This is a genomic window from Pseudomonas sp. GQ91 (genome assembly GCF_059758795.1).
This window is the reverse complement of sequence record NZ_JCAXED010000013.1, coordinates 140,832-160,936: the sequence shown is the minus strand read 5'-3', so window position 1 is coordinate 160,936 and position 20,105 is coordinate 140,832. Positions and strand designations below refer to the sequence as shown.

Here is a 20,105-nt window from a genome sequence, read left to right as displayed (position 1 = left end):
CCTTTTATGTACGGGATGAGGTGGGGTTAATTTATGCAGGCTTGAGGCAGTAATGTTCAATCAGTTCCCGCAATAGACGCACTGTAGGCGTCAAGCGTGACATTTCAAGGTATTCGCCCGGCTGGTGGGCGCAGGCGATATCGCCGGGGCCAAGCACCAGGGTTTCACACCCGAGGCGCTGAAGATAAGGTGCTTCGGTGCCAAACGCTACTGCTTCGGCGCGATGACCGGTCAAACGTTCCGCCACGCGCACCAGTTCTGCGTCTTCAGGCTGCTCGAAGGGCGGTACTTCGGGGAACAGTGGCGCGTATTCGATCTGCACCTGATGGTGCTCGGCAACGGGCCCCAGTTTCTGTCGAATAGCGGCGCGCAATACCTCGGGATCCATGCCCGGCAAGGGCCGCAAATCGAACTCCAGGGAGCATTGGCCGCAAATGCGATTGGGGTTGTCGCCGCCATGGATACAGCCAAAGTTCAAGGTCGGTTGCGGTACGCTGAATTGCGCGTTGCGATATTCCCGTTGCCAGGCCAGGCGCAGGCCACGCAACTCGCCCATGGCGTCATGCATCGCTTCAAGGGCGCTGTGACCCAGGCGCGGATCCGAGGAGTGACCGCTGCGCCCGAGAATATCGATGCGCTCCATCATCACGCCTTTGTGCAGGCGGATCGGCTTGAGGCCGGTGGGCTCGCCGATGATCGCCGCACGTCCCAACGGACGACCGGCTTCAGCCAGGGCACGGGCGCCGGCCATGGAGCTTTCTTCATCGCAGGTGGCGAGGATCAGCAGCGGTTGTTTGAACGGTTGGTCCAACAGCGGCAATACGGCTTCGATGACCAAGGCAAAAAAGCCCTTCATGTCACAACTACCCAGTCCTACCCAGCGGCCATCCACTTCCGTCAGTTTCAACGGATCGGTCTGCCACAGCGCTTCGTCGTAGGGCACGGTGTCGCTATGCCCCGCCAATACCAGGCCGCCAGGGCCCGTCCCGAAACTGGCCAGCAGATTGAACTTGCCGGGGCTGACCGGCTGGATATCGCAGGAAAACCCCAAGTCACCGAGCCACGTGGCGAGCAAATCGATCACTGGACGGTTGGTTTGATCGAGAGAGGCCTGGGTACAACTGACCGAGGGCGCGGCGATCAGCGCGGCAAACTGTTCTTTCATCGACGGTAAAGGCATGCGCTGTCTCTCAACTTCCAGATGAAACTCATCATAGAACCATCTGCGTCGCACAATAAACCGTTGCGGCACGTTGCCGGGCTCAGTCCTGTACACTGCACGACCTTGGCAGCCACACATTTACCCGGCTGCGCTCCCGATCCTGGATTTTCCGGCCATGCAGAAAGAAACCGAAATCAAGCTCCGCGTCAGCCGCGAGACCCTCGCCGCGCTACGTGAGCACCCATTACTGAAAAAACGCAACAAAAGTGGCTGGGAACGCCGTGAGTTGATGAACCAGTACTTCGATACCCCGCAGCGCGACCTGGCCCAGGCCAAAGTCGCCTTGCGCCTGCGCCGGGACGGCGACGAAGTGATCCAGACCCTCAAGACCCGCGGTCAAAGCATCGCCGGTTTGTCGGAGCGTAATGAATACGACTGGAAGCTGCCCAAAGCCAAGCTCGACGTAAAGAAACTCGACGGCGAATGCTGGCCCGAGCAACTGGCCGAACTCGACAAAAAGACCCTGAAGCCGATTTTCACCACGGATTTCGTGCGTGAACGGGCCGAAATCGCCTGGGGCCGTGGCAAGGCCAAGGTGGTGATCGAAGCGGCGCTGGACCTGGGTCACGTCATCGTCGGCAAGCAGAAAGAAGAAATCTGCGAGCTGGAACTGGAGCTGCGCGAAGGCGAGCCGGCCGCCCTGCTGGAACTCGCCGCCGAGCTGGCGCAGACCCTGGCGCTGATGCCGTGTGACATCAGCAAGGCCGAGCGCGGCTATCGCCTGTTCGACGCCAACAGTTACTCCTTGAGCCTGCCAGCTCCGGTGCTGGCCCCGGAAATGCCGCTGGACGAGGTGTTCGCCGCACTGACCTGGCACTTGCTGGGCAGCAGCCAGCGCCTGGCCGAGCAGTACCGTTTCAACGGTCACTGGCGCCTGTTGCAGGATTGGGTGGAGAACCTCGCCGAACTGCGTGCCCTGATCGGCAGCCTTGGCCAGGCCGCGCCACGCCCAACCACCAGCGAACTGCGCAGCACCCTGGATGCCCTGCTGGAAGACTGGCGCCCGCTGGTCCAGGCGGGCGACGAGGACGAAGACGTGCGCAAGGCCGCGCCCGAGCAGTTCATCGAAGAGCTAGGCGATGTGCGCTGGGGCCTGTTCTCGTTGAACACCTCGCGCTGGCTGCTGGCCCGCGCCTGGAGCCTGGACCGCAATGTACGCGGCAACCGCCAGGGCGCCGCGCAGATCGCCAACTGGCTGCCGCGCCTGCTGGCCGACGAAGCCGTCGCCCTGCGCCTGCCGCGCTACCAGCAACAGCCGGAAGACCTGGCTGAACAACTGCCGCGCATCGAACGCCTGCAGGCCTGGCTGCACCATGCCCGTCATCTGCTGGAGATCCCGGAACTGGATCGTTTGTACGGTGAGTTGAACAAGTTGGCGGCATTGGCCAACCAGCCGATCACCGACGAATCGCTGGATGCGCGTATGCATCAGGTGATTGCGGTCTATCAGAACCGCGCGTGGAAGACCTTGCTGCGGCTGTAAAACCCCACAGCGCAAGAGCATCTGGCCGTCCGTGGTGGCGGATGGCCCGGTAAGAACCTGCAATACCATTCTGGGCGGTGGCGGCCAAGGGGCGACTAACCTTGGTGCTACCTAAAGACCGCCCAGGACAGCCGCCATGACCGTTGAGCCAGCACTCCAGGATCGTCGGCTGACCCTCAACGAGTTGCTGCCCGCCTTGACCGCCCACAGGCTGATCAGCGAAGCGACGGTCGCGCGACTGCTCGACCTGCCCATCCGCGATTTGCACCCTCTGGAGCTGCTCGCCAGCCAAGCGCTCGTCGACCCTGCCTGCCCTGATCAGTCCTTGTCCCTGGAAACGCTGACGCAGTGGCTGGCCCACCATGTTGATCAACCCTATCTGCGTATCGATCCACTGAAGATCGACGTGACCACGGTGGTGCCGCTGATGTCCTGCGCCTTTGCCCAGCGCCATCACATTCTCGCCGTCGGCCTCGACGCCGACAGCGTCACGGTCGCCAGCGCCGAGCCTTACCTGCACACTTGGGAAGCTGGCCTGGCACATGTCCTGAAGCGCCGCATCAAGCGTGTGGTGGCGAACCCCGTGACCATCCGGCGCTGTACCCTGGAGTTCTACAGGCTGGCCAAGTCAGTCAGCGGCGCCGATCACAAGATCCTCGCCACGGCCAACACCGGGCACCTGCTCAACCTCGGCGCTATCGACCAGGAACCCGAGGCCAATGACGCGCACATCGTCAACATCGTCGATTGGTTGCTGCAATACGCATTTGACCAGCGCGCCAGCGACATCCATCTCGAACCCGCCCGCGACCATGGCCGCGTACGCTTTCGCATCGACGGGCTGTTGCATGACGTCTATCAGTTTCCGTCCCAGGTCAGCATGGCGGTGGTCAGCCGCCTGAAAAGTCTCGGACGCATGAACGTGGCCGAAAAGCGCAAACCCCAGGACGGGAGGGTCAAGACTAAAAGCCCGGGCGGCGGCGAAGTGGAACTGCGCCTTTCAACCTTGCCCACGGTGTTCGGCGAGAAACTGGTGCTGCGGATTTTCGATCCCCTGGTACTGCTCAAAGACTTCCAGCAATTGGGACTGTCCCCCAGCGACCGACAACGCTGGCAGCACATGACCGGCCAGGCCAACGGCATCATCCTGGTCACCGGCCCCACCGGTTCGGGCAAGACCAGCACCCTCTACACCACCCTCAGGCAACTGGCGAGCCGCGAGATCAACCTGTGCACGGTGGAGGACCCGATCGAGATGGTGGAACCAGCCTTCAACCAGATGCAGGTCCAACACAACATCGGCCTGACGTTTTCCAGCGGCATACGCGCGCTGATGCGCCAGGATCCGGACATCATCATGATCGGTGAAATCCGCGACGCGGAAACGGCCGAAATGGCGATCCAGGCGGCGTTGACCGGGCATCTGGTGCTGTCGACCCTGCACACCAACGACGCCCCGAGCGCCATCAGCCGATTGCTGGAGCTGGGCATTCCACATTACCTGATCAAGGCAACGTTGCTCGGCGTCATGGCTCAGCGTCTGGTGCGGCTGCTGTGTCCCCACTGTAAAAGCCCTGTCGCGGTGAACCATGAAGACTGGCAACGCGTGACACAGCCTTGGCCGGTTCCATTGCCAGCGCAGATATTCAGCGCCAACGGTTGCGCGGAATGCCGCGAAAGCGGCTATCGCGGGCGCGCCGGCGTCTACGAAATCATGCTGATGAACGACGCAACCAGAACCTTGGTCAGCGCCGAGACTGACGTCCAGGCGCTGCGCCGCGCAGCACTCGAAAACGGCATGCACTGTCTGCGTCTTGCCGGCGCACACAAGGTGGCGGCCGGACTGACCAGTCTCGAAGAAGTGTTTCGAGTAACACCTTCGCTTTATTGATGAGCGAGTAAACCGTTCCTATCTCTGACAAGCCCGTTACACTCAACAAAATCCGTGTTACCGCCACTATCCAGACAAGGAATCGTTATGCAGACCGGTACCGTTCTTCTCCTCTTCGTAGGCTTGGCCATCGCCATCCTCTTCATGGGCTTCAAGGTTGTGCCGCAGGGCTACCAGTGGACGGTCGAGCGCTTCGGGCGCTACACCAACACGCTCAAGCCGGGTCTGAACATCATTATTCCGGTCATGGATCGCATCGGCCGCAAGATCAACGTCATGGAAAGCGTGCTGGATATTCCACCCCAGGAAGTCATCACCGCCGACAACGCCACCGTGCAGATCGATGCCGTGTGCTTCTTCCAGGTGGTCAACACCGCCCAGGCGGCCTACGAGGTGAACAACCTCGAACACGCCATCCGCAACCTGCTGCAAACCAACATTCGTACGGTGCTCGGCTCCATGGAGCTGGACGCCATGCTCAGCCAGCGCGACGGCATCAATGAAAGACTGCTGCGCACCGTCGACGAAGCCACGGCTCCGTGGGGCATCAAAATCACCCGTATCGAGATCAAGGACATCAGCCCGCCCGCGGACCTGATGGCGGCCATGTCCGGCCAGATGAAAGCCGAACGGATCAAGCGTGCCCAGATCCTCGAAGCCGAAGGCCTGCGGGCATCGGCGATCCTGACGGCCGAGGGCAAGAAGCAGGCGCAGATTCTGGAAGCCGAAGGCAGTCGTCAGGCAGCGTTCCTTGAATCCGAAGCCCGTGAGCGTCAGGCCGAGGCGGAAGCCCGAGCGACGCAGGTGGTATCGGAAGCTATCGCCTCGGGTAATGTGCAAGCCGTTAACTACTTTGTCGCTCAAAAATACATTGATGCCCTGGGCAAACTTGCCTCGGCCAACAACAGCAAAGTGATCCTGATGCCGTTGGAAGCCAGCCAGGTCATCGGCGCGGTGGGCGGTATCGGCGAAATCGTCAAGGCCACCTTCGACAACAAGAAAGCCTGAGGCACGCGCCATGTGGGAGTTCTTGCAACATCTGTCGTTTTGGGACTGGCTGGCACTGGGCACGGTGCTGCTGATCCTTGAAGTGTTCGGGACCGGCGGTTACCTGTTGTGGATGGGGATCGCGGCCGCCGCCGTGGGCGTGCTCAAGTTCCTGATCCCGGGACTTGGGCTGGAATTGCAACTGCTGCTGTTTGCCGTGCTGTCCATACTGACAGCGGTGTATTGGTGGAAACGCCAGCGCAGCGCCGCCAAGGCCAGCGATCAGCCTGGGCTGAACATGCGCGGTTCAGAACTGATCGGGCGCACGTTCTTGGTGCATGAGGCAATCATCGAGGGTCGGGGCAAAATAAAGGTGAACGATGGCGTATGGATAGTCACCGGGCCTGATACACCCGCCGGGGTCCATGTCCGGGTGATTGGCCAGGACGGCGTGATTTTACGCGTGGAAACTGTTTAGTCAGTCACGGAACTAGGCTGGGTTATTCATAATCAAACGGTTCAGATAACCTAGTCGGAGTCATCCATCATGCGTCTTAAATATGCTGTCGCTACCCTTGCCTTGCTGTCCCTTCCTGTCGGTTCGGCGATGGCCGACAGCTTCTGGCGTAATGTCATCTCGTCGGGCGCCACCACCGGCTCGACATACCTGACGTTCAAGGACCATAAGCTGGTGGTCGCCGCCCAGGACGACGCCGGTAGTTTCGTCGCCAGCGACGGCGGCATCCGTGGTCCTTACCTGGAAGCTGCCATGCAGAAAGTGCGCGCAGACAACCCGGGCCTGAAAGCCACGGACATGGAATTGGCCAACGCCATCCTGGCCAAAAACGCTATTGCCGCCGAGTAACATCGCCTCATGAGAAAGCCGCTTTTTAAAGCGGCTTTTTTTCGCCCGTCGGTTGACGACTCGCTCACGGATGACAGGCTATATTCAGTCACTGTGTGTCACCCTGGCGGGGTCGACGCGTTTTTCACGCCTGGTCCTTTTGAAACGGATGCCTTTCTCGTCATGAGCCAACTGCCTTTTCTACCTTTTTCCAAACCCACCATCGATGAAGCCACGATCACGGCGGTCGGTGATGTGTTGCGCTCTGGCTGGATCACCAGCGGACCGAAGGTGCAGACGTTTGAAGCGCAATTGTCGGAATACTTCGGCGGTCGGCCGGTACGCACCTTCAACTCGGGCACCTGCACCATGGAGATTGCCTTGCGCATCGCCGGTGTAGGGCACGGGGATGAAGTCATCACCACACCTATTTCCTGGGTGGCGACGGCCAACGTGATTCTGGCGGTGGGCGCTACCCCGGTGTTTGCCGATATTGATCCGGTTACCCGCAATATCGACCTCGCTCAAGTGGAAGCCGCGATCACACCACGTACCAAGGCAATCATCCCGGTGTATCTGGCTGGCCTGCCGCTGGACATGCCGAGGCTTTACGCGCTGGCCAACAAGCATGGCCTGCGTATTGTGGAGGATGCCGCCCAGGCACTGGGGTCCAGTTGGGAGGGCCAACGGATTGGCGCCACTGGCGACTTCGTATCCTTCAGCTTCCAGGCCAACAAGAACATCACCTGTTCCGAAGGCGGTTGCCTGGTGTTGAACAATGCCGATGAAGCACGGCTAGCGGAGAAATATCGCCTGCAGGGGGTGACGCGCAGCGGCTTCGACGGCTTGGACGTGGATGTGCTAGGCGGCAAGTTCAACATGACCGATATTGCAGCCGCCATCGGGTTGGGGCAGTTCGCACATATCGAGAAGATCACCGCCCATCGCCGGGACCTCGCACGTCATTACTTCGAGTGTCTTGGCAGTGATTTTGAAGCCACCTACGGCGCGCAAACGCCGCCTGCGGATTTTGAAAACAGTAACTGGCACCTGTTCCAACTGGTGCTGCCTGAGCGTCGGGATGACCTGCCGGCACGCGCCACGTTCATGGAGCAGATGCAGGCCCACGGCGTGGGTATCGGTTATCACTACCCGCCAATCCATCTGCTGAGCCTGTATCGGGCGCGGGGATTCAAGGAAGGTATGTTCCCGGTGGCGGAAAAAATCGGGCGTTTGATTGTGTCGTTACCGATGTTCACGGCGATGACCAAGGCGGATGTGGAGCGGGTTGTAGCGACGGTCAAAGCGGTACTGAAAACCCACGGTTGATACAGTTCAGTGTGCGGGCTTGCTCGCGAATGCGGTGGGCCAGCCACTGATGTATTGACTGACACTCCGCCTTCGCGAGAAAACCCGCTCCCACAGTGGGATTTGCGTTTACTCGCCGATGGCAGCCTTGTAACCGGCAGCATCCAGCAGCTTGTCCAGATCAGCCGGGTTGCTTGGCTTGAGCTTGAAGATCCAGGCGCCATAAGGGTCGGAGTTCAGCAGCTCAGGGCTGCCGCTCAAGTCGTCGTTGACCGCGATCACTTCGCCAGCAATCGGTGAGTAGATATCCGAAGCAGCCTTCACTGACTCAACCACCCCAGCCTGATCGGTCGCGCCAAACACCGTGCCGACTTCGGTCAGCTCCACGAAGACCACATCACCCAATGCTTCCTGGGCATGATCGGAGATACCGACGGTCACACTGCCGTCAGCTTCCAGACGCGCCCACTCGTGGCTTTCGGCAAAACGCAGGTCGGCAGGGATATCACTCATTGTCTGTGTCCTCAAAAAGAAATGTCAGCGGCCAGCGGCCAGCCAAATAAGGTTAGATCAAGGTTTTGCCATGGCGCACGAAGGTCGGCTTGACCACTCGCACCGGGTACCATTTACCGCGAATTTCCACCTCGGCGCGGTCGGCGGTAGCCATCGGTACCCGCGCCAGGGCAATGGATTTGCTCAGCGTAGGAGAGAAACTACCACTGGTGATCTCCCCTTCGCCAACATTGGCGATACGAACCACCTGATGAGCACGTAAAACGCCACGCTCTTCCAGTACCAGCCCTACCAGCTTGAGCGCCACGCCCGAGGCTTGCTCGGCTTCCAGCGCGGCCCGACCGATGAAATTGCGACTGCGCGGTTCCCAGGCAATGCTCCAGGCCATATTGGCGGCAAGCGGTGACACCTGCTGATGGATGTCCTGGCCGTAGAGGTTCATGCCGGCTTCCAGGCGCAGGGTGTCACGCGCGCCCAAGCCGATCGGCGAAATGCCCGCCCCGACCAGATCGTTGAAGAATGCCGGAGCCTGATTCGCAGGCAGGACAATTTCCAGACCGTCCTCACCGGTGTAGCCGGTACGGGCAATAAACCAGTCACCGTCGGCCTGGCCTTCAAAGGGTTTGAGTTGATGAATCAGGGATGCGCGGGACTGGCTCACCAGTTCAGCGATCTTTTGCCGGGCCTGGGGGCCCTGAATAGCGAGCATGGCCAATTCCGACCGCTCGTGGATGTGCACCTGATAGCTACCGAGTTGCGCCTGCATCCAGGCAATGTCCTGGTCACGGGTAGCGGCATTGACGACCAACCGGTAACCGTCTTTGTTGCGATAGACGATCATATCGTCCACCACCCCGCCCTGTTCGTTGAGCATGGCGCTGTACAACGCACGGCCGCAGCCATGCAGACGATCAACATCATTGGCCAGCAGATACTGTAGCCATTCCTTGGCCTGGAGGCCTGTGACATCGATCACGGTCATGTGGGAAACATCAAACACCCCGCAGTCACGTCGCACCTGATGGTGCTCCTCGACCTGCGAGCCGTAATGCAAAGGCATATCCCAACCGCCAAAATCGACCATTTTCGCGCCTAGGGCGAGATGCAGGTCGTACAGAGGCGTACGCTGTCCCATGGGTTTCTCCTTCCGGGCTTGGCGAAGGTGCGGACGGTAGCCGTTATAGCCACACGCCTTGAAATACAAGGCCTGGAACCACGCTCAGCTATCCGATCTGAAAGATGGACCGCACCGAATGCCGCGCATTGTAGCCTCAAGCCGTATGACTGGCACCTAACCGATTCGTCGCGCTGAACGTCGAATCAGCCCGATGACCGGCAAGAGCCCCACCAACACCAGCGTCAGCGCCGGTAACGAAGCCCTGGCCCACTCCCCTTCGCTGGTCATTTCAAAGATGCGCACCGCCAGTGTGTCCCAGCCGAACGGGCGCATCAGCAGGGTAGCCGGCATTTCCTTGAGCACGTCGACGAACACCAACAACGCTGCACTCAAGGTGCCTGGCAGCAACAGCGGCAGATACACCTTGCAAAACAGTCGTGGTCCGCCCACGCCCAGACTGCGGGCGGCTTCCGGCAAAGACGGACGGATTCGCGCCAGGCTGTTTTCCAGCGGGCCATAGGCCACCGCCATGAATCGCACCAGATAGGCCAGCAACAGCGCCGACAGGCTGCCCAGCAGCAAGGGCTTGCCGGCACCGCCCAACCAGCCGGACAGCGGAATCACCAGTTCGCGGTCCAGATAGCTGAACGCCAACATGATCGACACCGCCAGCACTGAGCCCGGCAATGCGTAACCCAGGTTGGCCAGGCTGATCCCGGATCGTACGGCGCGGGTCGGGGCCAGGCGATTGGCGAACGCCAGGACCAAGGCGACACTGACCGTAATCAGCGCCGCCATACCGCCCAGATACAGCGTGTGGACGATCAGCCCGGCATATCGTTCGTCGAGGTCGAACCGGCCGCGCTGCCAGAACCAGACCATCAACTGCAGCATCGGGATGACAAAGGCGCAGGCAAACACCAATCCGCACCAGCCACTCGCCGCAGCCGCCTTGAGCCCGCGCAGATGATAGAGCGCCTTGCCACGCGGTCGCTCATTACTCGGTCGACTGGCGCCTCTGGCGCGGCGCTCACCGTACAGCACCAGCATCACCACCAGCAGCAACAGGCTCGCCAGTTGCGTGGCGCTGGAGAGGCTGAAAAAGCCGTACCAGGTCTTGTAGATGGCGGTGGTAAACGTATCGAAGTTGAACACCGATACCGCCCCGAAGTCCGCCAGCGTTTCCATCAATACCAAGGCCACGCCAGCACCGATGGCCGGTCGCGCCATGGGCAAGGCAACTCGCCAAAACGCCTGCCATGGCGACTGGCCCAGCACTCGCGCCGCTTCCATCAATCCTTTGCCCTGGGCAAGGAACGCCGTGCGTGCCAGCAGGTAGACGTAGGGATAGAACACCAACACCAGGACGATGATCACGCCGCTGGTAGACCGCACACGCGGCAGGCGCAGGCCGCTGCCGAACCATTCGCGCAGCAGCGTCTGCACCGGCCCTGCGAAGTCCAGCAGACCGACAAAGACGAACGCCAGCACATACGCAGGAATCGCGAACGGCAACATCAGCGCCCAATCCAGCCAACGCCTTCCGGGGAATTCGCAGAGGCTGGTCAGCCAGGCCAGGCTGACGCCCAGGACCGTCACGCCGACACCGACGCCCAGCACCAGGGTCAAGGTATTGCCCAGCAGGCGCGGCATCTGGGTTTCCCACAGGTGGGTCCAGATTTGCACGTCGATGCTTTGCCAGGACAACAGCAGGACGCTCAGCGGCAGCAGTACCAGGGCGGCGACGGTGAAGACCGGCAGGTACCAGCGGCGTTGGGCGGGATGGGCCAAGAGCAGGTTCTCAGGAAATGGATCATTTGAAGACATACACAAAACAGTGCGGGAGCGGGCTTGCTCGCGATAGCGCTGCACCAGTCAAAGATACATCGACTGACACTCCGCTATCGCGAGCAAGCCCGCTCCCACATTGGCTTTGCGGCGACGTGTAAAGTGTACTCAGTTCCAGCCAGCGCGATCCATCAGGCGAATCGCTTCGGCCTGGCGCTTGCCCGCGACTTCCACCGGCAAGGTGTCGGCAATGAACTTGCCCCAGGCAGCCACTTCTGCCGACGGCTGTACCGCCGGGTTAGCCGGAAACTCCTGGTTCACATCGGCAAAGATTTTCTGCGCTTCAGGCGTGGTCATCCACTCCACCATGGCCTTGGCGGCTTCCGGGTGCGGCGCGTACTTGGTCAGGCCAATGCCCGACAGGTTGATGTGTACGCCACGGTCGCCCTGGTTCGGCCAGAACAGTTTTACCCCCAGGTCCGGCTTCTGCTTGTGCAGGCGGCCATAGTAGTAAGTATTCACGATGCCGACGTCACACTGGCCGGCGTCAATCGCTTCCAGCAAGGCGGTATCATCGGAGAACACATCGGTGGACAGGTTATTGACCCAACCCTTGATGATTTTTTCGGTCTTGGCCGCGCCATGGGTTTCGATCAGGGTCGCGGTCAACGACTGGTTATAGACCTTTTTCGAGGTACGCAGGCACAGGCGGCCTTCCCATTGCTTGTCGGCCAGGGCTTCGTAGGTCGTGAGTTCACCCGGTTTCACGCGTTTGGTGGAGTAGGCAATGGTCCGCGCGCGCAGGCTCAAGCCAGTCCAGGCATGGCTGGAAGCGCGATATTGCAGAGGGATGTTGGCGTCGATCACTTTGGAGGTGAACGGCTGCAGGATGCCCATCTGCTCGGCTTGCCAGAGGTTGCCGGCATCGACGGTGAGCAGCAGGTCGGCAGTGGCGTTCTCGCCTTCAGCCTTGATGCGCTGCATCAGTGGCGCCTCCTTGTCGGTGATGAACTTCACCTGCACACCGGTCTTCTTGGTGTAGGCATCGAACACCGGCTTGATCAGCTCGTCGATACGCGAGGAATAGACCACGACTTCGTCAGCCGCCTGGACGGTGCTGCTGCCGATAAGGGTGAGTGCCAGGGCAGTCAGGAGGCGCTTGGGTGCCAACATGGGGGCGGTCTCTCGTAATCGAAGGAGTGCAAATGATAAGGACTCACATTTAGCATCTCAACCGAACACTCGGTCGAGGCGTTACGAGATGTTGCACAATTAAGGTTTACCCTGCGACAAATAATCCCGGCGTGCTCAGGCCTTGGCCAAGTCCGGCAAATCCCCGGTCAGTCCCAGCGCCTGCCGCACAAACAGCGCCTTGGCCTCGGGCATCTGGTCGACCATCTTCAGCCCCGCATTACGTAGCCAGCGCAACGGCAACTGATCAGCCTGGAACAAGCGTTCAAAGCCCTCCATCGCTGCCATCAGCGCCAGGTTATGCGGCATGCGTCGCCGCTCGTAGCGGCTGAGCACCTTCACATCCGCCAACCGCTCGCCGCGCTCCAGCGCTTGCAACAGCACCTCGGCCAGTACCGCCGCATCCAGGAAGCCGAGGTTGACGCCCTGCCCCGCCAGGGGGTGGATGACATGCGCGGCATCGCCAATCAACGCCAGACCTTCGGCCACATAGCGTTTAGCATGACGCTGGCGCAACGGCACGCACAGCCGTGGATCGGCGCTGAGAACCGTGCCCAGGCGCCCTTCAAAGGCACGTTCCAGCTCACGGCAAAAGCGCTCGTCGTCCAGTGCCATCAGACGCTCGGACTCACTCGGCGTGGTTGACCAGACGATGGAACACCAATCCTCCTGGCCGTCTCGCGAGAGCGGCAGGAAGGCCAGCGGCCCTTGATCGGTGAAGCGCTGCCAGGCCGTACGCTGGTGCGGTTGGCCGCTGCGCACGCTGGTGACGATGGCATGATGCAGATAATCCCATTCGCGCGTGGCGGTACCGGTCAGTCGCCGCACCGCCGAGTTGGCACCATCGGCCGCAATCACCAGCGGCGCGCGCAAGGTGCGGCCATCGGCCAGGGTCAGCAGCCATTCATCGCCGGAACGACGCATGTGCTCCAGGCGCGCAGAGGCCAGCAGGCCCAGGTCGCAATCATGCAAGCGCTCGAGCAGCGCGTCCTGGACCACACGGTTTTCGACGATATGTCCAAGCACATCGGCATGTACGCTGGCGGCTGAAAAATGGATCTGCCCGGTACCGCTGCCATCCCACACCTGCATCTCGCCGTAAGGGCTGGCGCGGCGGCTGGCGATGCCATCCCAGACACCCAGACGCTCGAGAATGCGCTGGCTGGCGGCTGACAGGGCGCTGACCCGCGGTTCGAAGGGGGCGGCGGCGTCGAACGGTTTGACGCTCAGCGGACCGCCGTCGATCAGCAGCACTTGCAGGCCGCTGCCTTGCAACGCCAGCGCCAGCGCACTTCCGACCATTCCGGCCCCGACAATCAGCACATCTGCGCGCATATCCATGGTTTAAGCCTGTTTCGCTGGCGGCTTGCGCCGCACGTAAAGGGTTTTGTCGACTCGCGCCACCAACGTGCCGGAGCCGTCATGAATCTCGACCTTGAGCCGTGGCAAATATTTCGCGCCGCCTTCGGTCTGCCGACGCACCTCATCGAGCAAGGTCTCATCGATGGAAAATTCGGCAAACACCGGACCTTTGCCCGGCGAGATGAAATCGATGGTCGCGGCCTTGTCCCAGACGATGTAGTCACGCCCCAGGTTTTCCATCAGCATCAACATGAAGAACGGGTCGACCATCGAGTACAGGCTGCCGCCAAACTGGGTGCCGACATAATTGCGGTTGTACCAGCCAAGGCCCATGCGCACCTTGACCTGTCGAAAATCCTCGCTGATGTGCCGCACCCGGACACCCGCCCCCAGATAAGGCGGATACAAGGTCATCAGCCAACGCAGCAAACGCGCCTTGCCCAATCGCTGGATCAACCACTTACACATCGGGACGCGTCCCCAGGCCCATGGCCTGACGGGCGAACCAGCGCTTGGCCGGCGGTAGCAGGTCCAGGCCCAGCAAGCCCAGGTTGCGGCCCATGGCGACCAGCGGCTGGCCACTGCCAAACAGTCGCGTGACCTGGTCGGAGAAACCCACGGTCAGCTTTTGATCCAGGCGCTGGCGCTCGCGATACGCCTGCAACGTCGCCAGGTCGCCGGGTACTCGCGGCCCGGCCAGCAAGGCCTCGGCCAAGGCATAGGCGTCGCGCAGGGACAGGTTGAAACCCTGCCCGGCAATCGGATGCAGGCTGTGAGCCGCGTTGCCCAGGATCACCAGATGAGAGCGCACTTGCTCTTCGGCCTCCACCAGCGTCAACGGGTACAAGTGGCGGGCGCCCACCTGTTTCAGGGTGCCGAGACGGTAGCCGAAGACACCCTGCAATTCGCTGAGAAAACTGCCCTCGTCGAGTGCCGCCAAGCGCTGCGCATCCATACCGACGCGGGTCCAGACCAGCGCGCAACGGTTGTCCGGCAACGGCAACAAAGCCATCGGGCCATCATCGGTAAAGCGTTCGAACGCTTCGCCGTTATGCGCTTCGCTCGGGGTGATGTTGGCGATCAAGGCGCTCTGGTTGTAAGGACGTTGCCTGACACCGATCCCCAACTGCTCCCGCAGCCCGGAGCGCCCGCCGTCGGCCAGTACCGCAAGGTCACACTCCAGCACCGTTTCATCGTTGAGGGTCAGGCGATAACCGTCAGGCAAGGGCTCCATGCCGGTGACTTCGGCCGGGCAGCGCCAACTGATCACCTCCTTGTCCAGCCCTTGCCACAGGCATTGCCCGAGCCAGGCGTTTTCCACCACATAGCCCAGGGCGGGAACGCCTTCTTCCATGGCCGATAACCGGGCGGTGGAGAAGCGTCCCCGGTCCGAGACATGGATTTGCTTGATCGGCTCGGCGCGCCGGGAAATCTGCTGCCACACGCCCAGGCGCTGATAAATCTGCCGCGCGCCAAACGACAAGGCTGACGAGCGTGCGTCGTAGCTCGGCTGGTAGCTGTCGCCGGGGGCGAAAGGCTCGATCAGCACGATCTTCCACCCCAACGCCTTGGCCCCGGCCTGCAGCGCCAAGGCCAGGCTGGCGCCCACCAGGCCGCCGCCGATAATGGCAAGATTGACCCGGCTCATCGGGCGCCCGCCATCAACGCTTCAATCTCGGCCACCGTCTTCGGCACGCCGCCGGTCAAAATTTCACAGCCCTGCTTGGTCACCACCACGTCATCCTCGATGCGCACGCCTATGCCACGCCATTTTTTTGCCACGTTCCGGTTGTCCGGGGCAATGTAAATGCCCGGTTCCACGGTCAGGGCCATGCCGACTTCCAGTACCCGCCATTCACCGCCGACCCGGTATTCACCGACATCATGCACATCCATGCCAAGCCAATGACCCGCACGGTGCATGTAAAAGGCTTTGTAGGCTTCGTCGGCGATCAACGCCTCGACATCGCCCTGCAACAATCCCAGCTTCACCAACCCTGCCGTGATCACCCGCACCGTGGCTTCATGGGCCTGGTTCCAGTGTTTGTTCGGCGCGATTTCGGCAAAGGCGGCTTCCTGCGACGCCAGTACTATTTCGTAGATCGCTTTCTGTTCCGGCGAAAACCTGCCGTTGACCGGCCAGGTGCGAGTGATGTCGCTGGCGTAACAATCGATTTCGCAACCGGCGTCGATCAGCACCAGGTCACCGTCCTTGAGCAGCGCATCATTCTGCTGGTAATGCAGGATGCATGCGTTACGTCCCGAGGCAACGATGGAGCCGTACGCCGGCATCTTCGCCCCGCCCCTGCGGAACTCGTAATCCAGTTCGGCTTCCAGGCTGAACTCGTGCAACCCGGCCCGGCTGGCCTGCATCGCCCGCACATGGGCCGCACAGGAAATCCGCGCGGCTTCGCGCATGACCTTCACTTCGGCGGCGGATTTATACAGGCGCATGTCATGCAGCAGATGATCCAGGGCAACAAATTCGTTCGGCGGCTGGGCGCCGAGGTGCGCCTTGGAGCGAATGACGTTGATCCACTCCATCAGATGCCGGTCGAACTCGGCATTGCTGCCCATGGCCGAATACACCCGGTCGCGGCCTTCGATCAGGCCGGGGAGGATGTCGTCGATATCGGTGATGGGAAATGCATCGTCAGCGCCATATTCACGAATCGCGCCTTCGGTACCGGCGCGCAGACCGTCCCACAGCTCACGCTCGGCATTGCGCTCGCGGCAGAACAGCACGTATTCGCCATGGCCACGGCCGGGCATCAGCACAATCACCGCTTCGGGCTCGGGAAAGCCGCTCAGGTACTGGAAATCACTGTCCTGACGGTACACGTGCTCGACGTCGCGGTTGCGGATCGCCACGGCGGCGGCGGGCAGGATCGCGATGCTGTTGGGTTCCATCTGCGCCATGAGCGCCTTGCGGCGGCGGGTGTATTCCGCCTTGGGGATATGAACCATGGGCAGATGGGCTTCCTCTCTTAGTGCAGCGACGGCTTGGGTGCAGCGGGTTCCGCGGGCTTTTTAGTCTCGGTGAACAGCAGCAATGGCGCGACGCGCAGGTATTCCATGACTTCCATATAGTCGCCTTCGCCGTCTTCGGACTCTTCCAGGGCGTCTTGTACCTGGGCGATGGCCGCGAGATCCTGCAACACTTCCTTGGCATCCGTGCTCAGGTCCAGGCCGCCGGCATTCACGCCAAAGCCATGAAGGAAACCCTGGCACCACTGGCCCAGTGCGGCGGCTCGTTCCGTGAGCGGGGCGTCATCGCTGGGGAGCAGCAGGACGACGGTGACGTCATCACCGGTCAGCTCGCCCTTGACCATCTCTTGCAGACCGATCAAAGCGTTGCGCACGCTCTCTTGGGGCTCGGTTTCCAGCAACTCGGCGACGTCGGCGAGCCAGTTGTCGGCGTCAAAGCCGACACCGGTGCAACTGCGTCCGAGCAGCACACCGTGCAGTTCGGCGGGCGAGCAAGGATGACCGCTGGTGCTCAGCAGTTTGGAAAAAGCATCGTACGGGGAATTCTGATTAGGCATGGTGAGCTAGGCGCCAGGCAGCGCAATGACTAGAATGAAGCGATGTATCCTAGCACCGGCAGACGCACCAGACTATCGAGGGCGTCAGATCGTTTATCCTGCAGTTGCCATTCATCAGACAAATCCAGTGGAACCCAATGGAAGACACCGACTTGCAAGCGCTGATGGCCAGACTCGAATTGCTAATTAACCGGGTCGAGCAACTAAAGAGTCAAAACGGACTCCTATTAGCTCAGGAAAAGACCTGGCGCGAGGAACGCGCTCACCTCATTGAAAAAAACGAAATCGCCCGGCGTAAGGTCGAATCGATGATTTCGCGCCTGAAGGCCCTGGAGCAAGACTCATGAGTTCAAGCAATAGCGTCACCGTGCAGATTCTCGACAAAGAATATTCGATCATCTGCCCCCAGGAAGAACGCAGCAACCTGGTGAGCGCCGCCCGCTACCTGGACGGCAAGATGCGCGAGATCCGCAGCAGCGGCAAAGTCATCGGTGCCGACCGCATTGCGGTCATGGCAGCGCTGAATATTACCCACGACTTGCTGCACAAGCAGGAACGCCCTGACGTACAGGCCAGCGGCTCGACGCGTGAGCAGGTACGGGACCTGCTGGAACGCGTGGATCTGGCACTTTCCAACGATCAAGAAGCACCCAAGGGCTGATTGCAGCGTCTGTTTCGGGTATACTCGCTCCACTCCCTGGCGTGCTTGCCAGTCGGCGATGTCCCGGAGCCGATTCGCACTACCCTGGAAGTTGCACGTTGGGCTGGTGTGCATGTCCGCTAGACGGAAAGCCTTAAAGCCTACTGCTTCTTCCACCTTGAACTTTCGGGTTCAAGGGCTAAGTCGACAGCGGTTCTGTCGGGGAGCCTGATTTCCAATCCAATGCCAGTCATGTGACTGGCATTGTTTTATCACCTGAAAAAAGCCGACACCCATGACCGAACCTGCGCCGCTTTCCCGCCCGCAACTTCGACGCATGTTGCGCAAAGCCCGCCGCGCCCTGACGCCAAGCGAGCAGCGCCAGGCCGCCCTCGGCCTGTATCGGCAACTGGCACAGCACCCGCTGTTTCGCCGGGCCAAGCACATTTCCTTATATCTACCGTCGGACGGTGAAATCGATCCGCGCCTGCTGTTGCGGGCGGCTCAACGTCTCGGCAAAGCCACCTACCTGCCGGTGCTCAGTGCCTGGCCGCGGACCAAGATGGTGTTTCAGCGAGTACGCGCGGGAGAAAAACTGAGCCCCAATCGTTTCCGCATTCTTGAGCCTCGGATCAACGCCGCCCGGCAGCGCAAGGTCTGGGCATTGGATCTGGTGCTCTTGCCGCTGGTGGGCTTCGATGATGCGGGCGGCAGACTGGGCATGGGCGGCGGCTTCTACGACCGTAGCCTGGCGTACCTGGCACGGCGAAAAGCCTGGCGCAAACCGACGCTGTTAGGCCTGGCCCATGAATGCCAGAAAGTCGGACAGTTGACGCAAGCGAGCTGGGATGTGCCGCTGCAAGGCACGGTCACGAACAAGCAATGGTATGTCGCGCAAGAGACGCCGCTGGATTCAACGGCGCCGAAGTAGCATCAACGCTTGAAGAGTTGTGACTGCTGCTGCGTAAGTTCAATCGGCGCTTCGGTCTTGTTCGACCACAAGCTCTGTGCATAACCGGTGGTCACGACGCCCAGACCAAACAAAACAACCAATATCCATAGTAAATCCGGTTTGCGTTTCATCGATTGCCCCCCTTCAGGCATATCACACACGATGACAGCAACGTTCCAAAGTAGTCCGTTCCAGCTGCGTCAAGCTTAAAATCCCGGCATTCTGCGTTAACGTGAACCAACACGCAAACCTTGACGTCAACCGACCGTCGGTTTGTCATGAAATTGCCAGACAACTTGCCCAATTGCTTTTTGAGGAGCGAAAACATGGCCTATTGGCTGATGAAATCCGAGCCCGAAGAACTGTCCATCAAAGGCCTGGAAAAGCTCGGCGAAGCCCGCTGGGACGGCGTGCGCAACTATCAGGCGCGCAACTTCCTGCGGGCGATGACCGTGGGCGACGAATTCTTCTTTTACCATTCCAGTTGCCCGGAACCGGGAATCGCTGGCGTGGGGAAAATCATCGAGGCTGCCTACCCCGATCCGACCGCACTGGAGCCAGACAGCCATTACTTCGATGCCAAGGCCACGCCCGAGAAAAATCCGTGGAGCGCCATCACCGTGGCCCACGTCGAGACCTTTCCCAAGGTTCTGGGGCTCGGCTACCTGAAACAGCAAGCCGCTCTGGCCGAGCTGCCGCTGGTACAAAAAGGCAGTCGTTTATCGGTGATGCCGGTGACCGTTGAACAGTGGGCCGCCGTACGCGCCCTCAACCCATAGGGAAACCCTGAGCATCTGCGTGCCGGCCCCCGGCAGGCAACTACTGAATGATCAGGTTGTTAAACAGCAGGTCTTCAACGACCGGCTTGCCAGTCTCGTCATTCATTACTTGCTGGGTCTGCTTCAAGGCTTCCTGACGCAGTTTTTCCTTGCCCTCGACGCTGCTCATGCTCTCGGCGGTCTGCTGGGCAAACAGCGCCACCAACTGGTTACGAATCAGCGGGTCATTGGCCTTGACCGCCGCAGCCGCCTCGGTTCCGGTCACCCGCAGGGCGACGTCAGCCTTGTACACCCGCAGTTTCGGTCCGCCATCCAGGGCATAGTTGCCCACAAAGGGCGGCGTCAGGCTGATATAACTGACCTTCGGTGCTTCGCCCTCCTTGGCTTCTTCGGCATGCGCTGCCATCGGCAACGTCAGGGCCAGCATCAACAGGATCCACGCTTTCACAGTTCATTCCTCACGATCGATTGCCCAGTAGCATA

General features: G+C 60.7%; 22 protein-coding genes and 1 other RNA gene. 11 read left to right on the top strand and 12 right to left on the bottom strand.

The genetic code is table 11. From position 1 onward, the window contains the following. Nucleotides 1–31: 31 nt before the first annotated feature. Entirely contained in the window at nt 32–1,180 is a 1,149-nt protein-coding gene (gene argE / locus AC6CIA_RS20010) for an acetylornithine deacetylase (RefSeq protein WP_498314487.1), read from the bottom strand. 157 nt (nt 1,181–1,337) lie between these two features. On the opposite strand from argE, the gene AC6CIA_RS20005 reads away from it, so the two are divergent. The 6 genes from AC6CIA_RS20005 to AC6CIA_RS19980 all read left to right on the top strand — a co-directional run bounded on the left by AC6CIA_RS20005 (nt 1,338) and on the right by AC6CIA_RS19980 (nt 7,756). Next, nucleotides 1,338–2,705, top strand: coding sequence for a CYTH domain-containing protein (locus tag AC6CIA_RS20005; RefSeq protein WP_498314485.1), 1,368 nt, complete (start codon nt 1,338–1,340; stop codon nt 2,703–2,705). A gap of 136 nt (nt 2,706–2,841) precedes the next feature. Continuing rightward, nucleotides 2,842–4,596 (top strand): type IV pilus assembly ATPase TfpB, encoded by a 1,755-nt coding sequence (gene tfpB, locus AC6CIA_RS20000; protein ID WP_498314483.1) that lies wholly within the window; start codon nt 2,842–2,844, stop codon nt 4,594–4,596. Nucleotides 4,597–4,683: 87 nt separating this feature from the next. Further along, entirely contained in the window at nt 4,684–5,604 is a 921-nt protein-coding gene (locus AC6CIA_RS19995; RefSeq protein ID WP_339527852.1) for an SPFH domain-containing protein, read from the top strand. A 10-nt stretch (nt 5,605–5,614) separates the two neighbouring features. Then, nucleotides 5,615–6,061: an NfeD family protein gene (locus AC6CIA_RS19990; protein WP_498314481.1), complete on the top strand. Its 447-nt coding sequence runs from the start codon at nt 5,615–5,617 to the stop codon at nt 6,059–6,061. Between the two features lie 69 nt (nt 6,062–6,130). Further along, nucleotides 6,131–6,448: a DUF2388 domain-containing protein gene (locus AC6CIA_RS19985; protein ID WP_038444322.1), complete on the top strand. Its 318-nt coding sequence runs from the start codon at nt 6,131–6,133 to the stop codon at nt 6,446–6,448. A gap of 162 nt (nt 6,449–6,610) precedes the next feature. Beyond that, entirely contained in the window at nt 6,611–7,756 is a 1,146-nt protein-coding gene (locus tag AC6CIA_RS19980) for a DegT/DnrJ/EryC1/StrS family aminotransferase (RefSeq protein WP_498314479.1), read from the top strand. Between the two features lie 108 nt (nt 7,757–7,864). Here the strand turns inward: AC6CIA_RS19980 and gcvH are convergent, their stop codons facing one another. From gcvH to AC6CIA_RS19935, 9 genes are all read right to left on the bottom strand, one after another. Beyond that, nucleotides 7,865–8,248, bottom strand: coding sequence for a glycine cleavage system protein GcvH (gene gcvH, locus AC6CIA_RS19975; RefSeq protein WP_339527844.1), 384 nt, complete (start codon nt 8,246–8,248; stop codon nt 7,865–7,867). Between the two features lie 52 nt (nt 8,249–8,300). Beyond that, nucleotides 8,301–9,383: a glycine cleavage system aminomethyltransferase GcvT gene (gene gcvT / locus AC6CIA_RS19970; RefSeq protein ID WP_498314477.1), complete on the bottom strand. Its 1,083-nt coding sequence runs from the start codon at nt 9,381–9,383 to the stop codon at nt 8,301–8,303. 156 nt (nt 9,384–9,539) lie between these two features. Beyond that, nucleotides 9,540–11,156: an ABC transporter permease gene (locus AC6CIA_RS19965; protein ID WP_498314475.1), complete on the bottom strand. Its 1,617-nt coding sequence runs from the start codon at nt 11,154–11,156 to the stop codon at nt 9,540–9,542. Nucleotides 11,157–11,321: 165 nt separating this feature from the next. Continuing rightward, nucleotides 11,322–12,326: an extracellular solute-binding protein gene (locus tag AC6CIA_RS19960; protein WP_339527838.1), complete on the bottom strand. Its 1,005-nt coding sequence runs from the start codon at nt 12,324–12,326 to the stop codon at nt 11,322–11,324. 135 nt (nt 12,327–12,461) lie between these two features. Next, on the bottom strand, nt 12,462–13,679 hold the full coding sequence (locus AC6CIA_RS19955; protein WP_498314544.1) for a 2-octaprenyl-3-methyl-6-methoxy-1,4-benzoquinol hydroxylase: 1,218 nt from the start codon (nt 13,677–13,679) through the stop codon (nt 12,462–12,464). Between the two features lie 9 nt (nt 13,680–13,688). Then, complete coding sequence (locus tag AC6CIA_RS19950; RefSeq protein WP_498314472.1) at nt 13,689–14,174, bottom strand: DUF4442 domain-containing protein; 486 nt, start codon at nt 14,172–14,174, stop codon at nt 13,689–13,691. Next, on the bottom strand, nt 14,167–15,354 hold the full coding sequence (ubiH, locus tag AC6CIA_RS19945) for a 2-octaprenyl-6-methoxyphenyl hydroxylase (protein WP_498314470.1): 1,188 nt from the start codon (nt 15,352–15,354) through the stop codon (nt 14,167–14,169). Before ubiH ends, AC6CIA_RS19950 begins: the two co-directional genes overlap by 8 nt. Further along, nucleotides 15,351–16,673 carry a Xaa-Pro aminopeptidase gene (gene pepP / locus AC6CIA_RS19940; protein WP_498314468.1) on the bottom strand — a complete coding sequence of 441 codons (1,323 nt, stop codon included), beginning with the start codon at nt 16,671–16,673 and terminating at the stop codon, nt 15,351–15,353. Before pepP ends, ubiH begins: the two co-directional genes overlap by 4 nt. A gap of 20 nt (nt 16,674–16,693) precedes the next feature. Further along, nucleotides 16,694–17,251 (bottom strand): YecA/YgfB family protein, encoded by a 558-nt coding sequence (locus tag AC6CIA_RS19935; RefSeq protein ID WP_498314466.1) that lies wholly within the window; start codon nt 17,249–17,251, stop codon nt 16,694–16,696. A gap of 137 nt (nt 17,252–17,388) precedes the next feature. Between AC6CIA_RS19935 and AC6CIA_RS19930 the strand changes: the two genes are divergently transcribed. From AC6CIA_RS19930 to AC6CIA_RS19915, 4 genes are all read left to right on the top strand, one after another. Continuing rightward, nucleotides 17,389–17,598 carry a TIGR02449 family protein gene (locus tag AC6CIA_RS19930; protein WP_003213954.1) on the top strand — a complete coding sequence of 70 codons (210 nt, stop codon included), beginning with the start codon at nt 17,389–17,391 and terminating at the stop codon, nt 17,596–17,598. Next, on the top strand, nt 17,595–17,912 hold the full coding sequence (locus AC6CIA_RS19925) for a cell division protein ZapA (RefSeq protein ID WP_339527828.1): 318 nt from the start codon (nt 17,595–17,597) through the stop codon (nt 17,910–17,912). Before AC6CIA_RS19930 ends, AC6CIA_RS19925 begins: the two co-directional genes overlap by 4 nt. Nucleotides 17,913–17,942: 30 nt before the next feature. Then, nucleotides 17,943–18,121, top strand: a non-coding RNA gene (gene ssrS / locus AC6CIA_RS19920) — 6S RNA. 65 nt (nt 18,122–18,186) lie between these two features. Next, complete coding sequence (locus tag AC6CIA_RS19915; RefSeq protein WP_498314464.1) at nt 18,187–18,822, top strand: 5-formyltetrahydrofolate cyclo-ligase; 636 nt, start codon at nt 18,187–18,189, stop codon at nt 18,820–18,822. A 2-nt stretch (nt 18,823–18,824) separates the two neighbouring features. On the opposite strand, the gene AC6CIA_RS19910 is transcribed toward AC6CIA_RS19915, so the two are convergent. Beyond that, nucleotides 18,825–18,974 (bottom strand): hypothetical protein, encoded by a 150-nt coding sequence (locus AC6CIA_RS19910; RefSeq protein WP_090221576.1) that lies wholly within the window; start codon nt 18,972–18,974, stop codon nt 18,825–18,827. Between the two features lie 195 nt (nt 18,975–19,169). Here AC6CIA_RS19910 and AC6CIA_RS19905 point away from each other — a divergent pair, with 195 nt between their 5' ends. Beyond that, nucleotides 19,170–19,622, top strand: coding sequence for an EVE domain-containing protein (locus AC6CIA_RS19905; protein WP_498314461.1), 453 nt, complete (start codon nt 19,170–19,172; stop codon nt 19,620–19,622). Nucleotides 19,623–19,662: 40 nt separating this feature from the next. On the opposite strand, the gene AC6CIA_RS19900 is transcribed toward AC6CIA_RS19905, so the two are convergent. Then, the gene (locus AC6CIA_RS19900) at nt 19,663–20,070 is read right to left on the bottom strand and encodes a flagellar basal body-associated protein FliL (RefSeq protein WP_339527824.1); all 408 of its coding nucleotides are present in this window, start codon (nt 20,068–20,070) and stop codon (nt 19,663–19,665) included. Nucleotides 20,071–20,105: the final 35 nt, after the last annotated feature.

What these genes read in the sequence shown, in the direction of transcription:
- argE (WP_498314487.1), bottom strand. Translation starts at nt 1,180, where the DNA reads ATGCCTTTACCGTCGATGAAAGAACAGTTTGCCGCGCTGATCGCCGCG.
- AC6CIA_RS20005 (WP_498314485.1), top strand. Translation starts at nt 1,338, where the DNA reads ATGCAGAAAGAAACCGAAATCAAGCTCCGCGTCAGCCGCGAGACCCTC.
- tfpB (WP_498314483.1), top strand. Translation starts at nt 2,842, where the DNA reads ATGACCGTTGAGCCAGCACTCCAGGATCGTCGGCTGACCCTCAACGAG.
- AC6CIA_RS19995 (WP_339527852.1), top strand. Translation starts at nt 4,684, where the DNA reads ATGCAGACCGGTACCGTTCTTCTCCTCTTCGTAGGCTTGGCCATCGCC.
- AC6CIA_RS19990 (WP_498314481.1), top strand. Translation starts at nt 5,615, where the DNA reads ATGTGGGAGTTCTTGCAACATCTGTCGTTTTGGGACTGGCTGGCACTG.
- AC6CIA_RS19985 (WP_038444322.1), top strand. Translation starts at nt 6,131, where the DNA reads ATGCGTCTTAAATATGCTGTCGCTACCCTTGCCTTGCTGTCCCTTCCT.
- AC6CIA_RS19980 (WP_498314479.1), top strand. Translation starts at nt 6,611, where the DNA reads ATGAGCCAACTGCCTTTTCTACCTTTTTCCAAACCCACCATCGATGAA.
- gcvH (WP_339527844.1), bottom strand. Translation starts at nt 8,248, where the DNA reads ATGAGTGATATCCCTGCCGACCTGCGTTTTGCCGAAAGCCACGAGTGG.
- gcvT (WP_498314477.1), bottom strand. Translation starts at nt 9,383, where the DNA reads ATGGGACAGCGTACGCCTCTGTACGACCTGCATCTCGCCCTAGGCGCG.
- AC6CIA_RS19960 (WP_339527838.1), bottom strand. Translation starts at nt 12,326, where the DNA reads ATGTTGGCACCCAAGCGCCTCCTGACTGCCCTGGCACTCACCCTTATC.
- AC6CIA_RS19955 (WP_498314544.1), bottom strand. Translation starts at nt 13,679, where the DNA reads ATGCGCGCAGATGTGCTGATTGTCGGGGCCGGAATGGTCGGAAGTGCG.
- AC6CIA_RS19950 (WP_498314472.1), bottom strand. Translation starts at nt 14,174, where the DNA reads ATGTGTAAGTGGTTGATCCAGCGATTGGGCAAGGCGCGTTTGCTGCGT.
- ubiH (WP_498314470.1), bottom strand. Translation starts at nt 15,354, where the DNA reads ATGAGCCGGGTCAATCTTGCCATTATCGGCGGCGGCCTGGTGGGCGCC.
- pepP (WP_498314468.1), bottom strand. Translation starts at nt 16,673, where the DNA reads ATGGTTCATATCCCCAAGGCGGAATACACCCGCCGCCGCAAGGCGCTC.
- AC6CIA_RS19935 (WP_498314466.1), bottom strand. Translation starts at nt 17,251, where the DNA reads ATGCCTAATCAGAATTCCCCGTACGATGCTTTTTCCAAACTGCTGAGC.
- AC6CIA_RS19930 (WP_003213954.1), top strand. Translation starts at nt 17,389, where the DNA reads ATGGAAGACACCGACTTGCAAGCGCTGATGGCCAGACTCGAATTGCTA.
- AC6CIA_RS19925 (WP_339527828.1), top strand. Translation starts at nt 17,595, where the DNA reads ATGAGTTCAAGCAATAGCGTCACCGTGCAGATTCTCGACAAAGAATAT.
- AC6CIA_RS19915 (WP_498314464.1), top strand. Translation starts at nt 18,187, where the DNA reads ATGACCGAACCTGCGCCGCTTTCCCGCCCGCAACTTCGACGCATGTTG.
- AC6CIA_RS19910 (WP_090221576.1), bottom strand. Translation starts at nt 18,974, where the DNA reads ATGAAACGCAAACCGGATTTACTATGGATATTGGTTGTTTTGTTTGGT.
- AC6CIA_RS19905 (WP_498314461.1), top strand. Translation starts at nt 19,170, where the DNA reads ATGGCCTATTGGCTGATGAAATCCGAGCCCGAAGAACTGTCCATCAAA.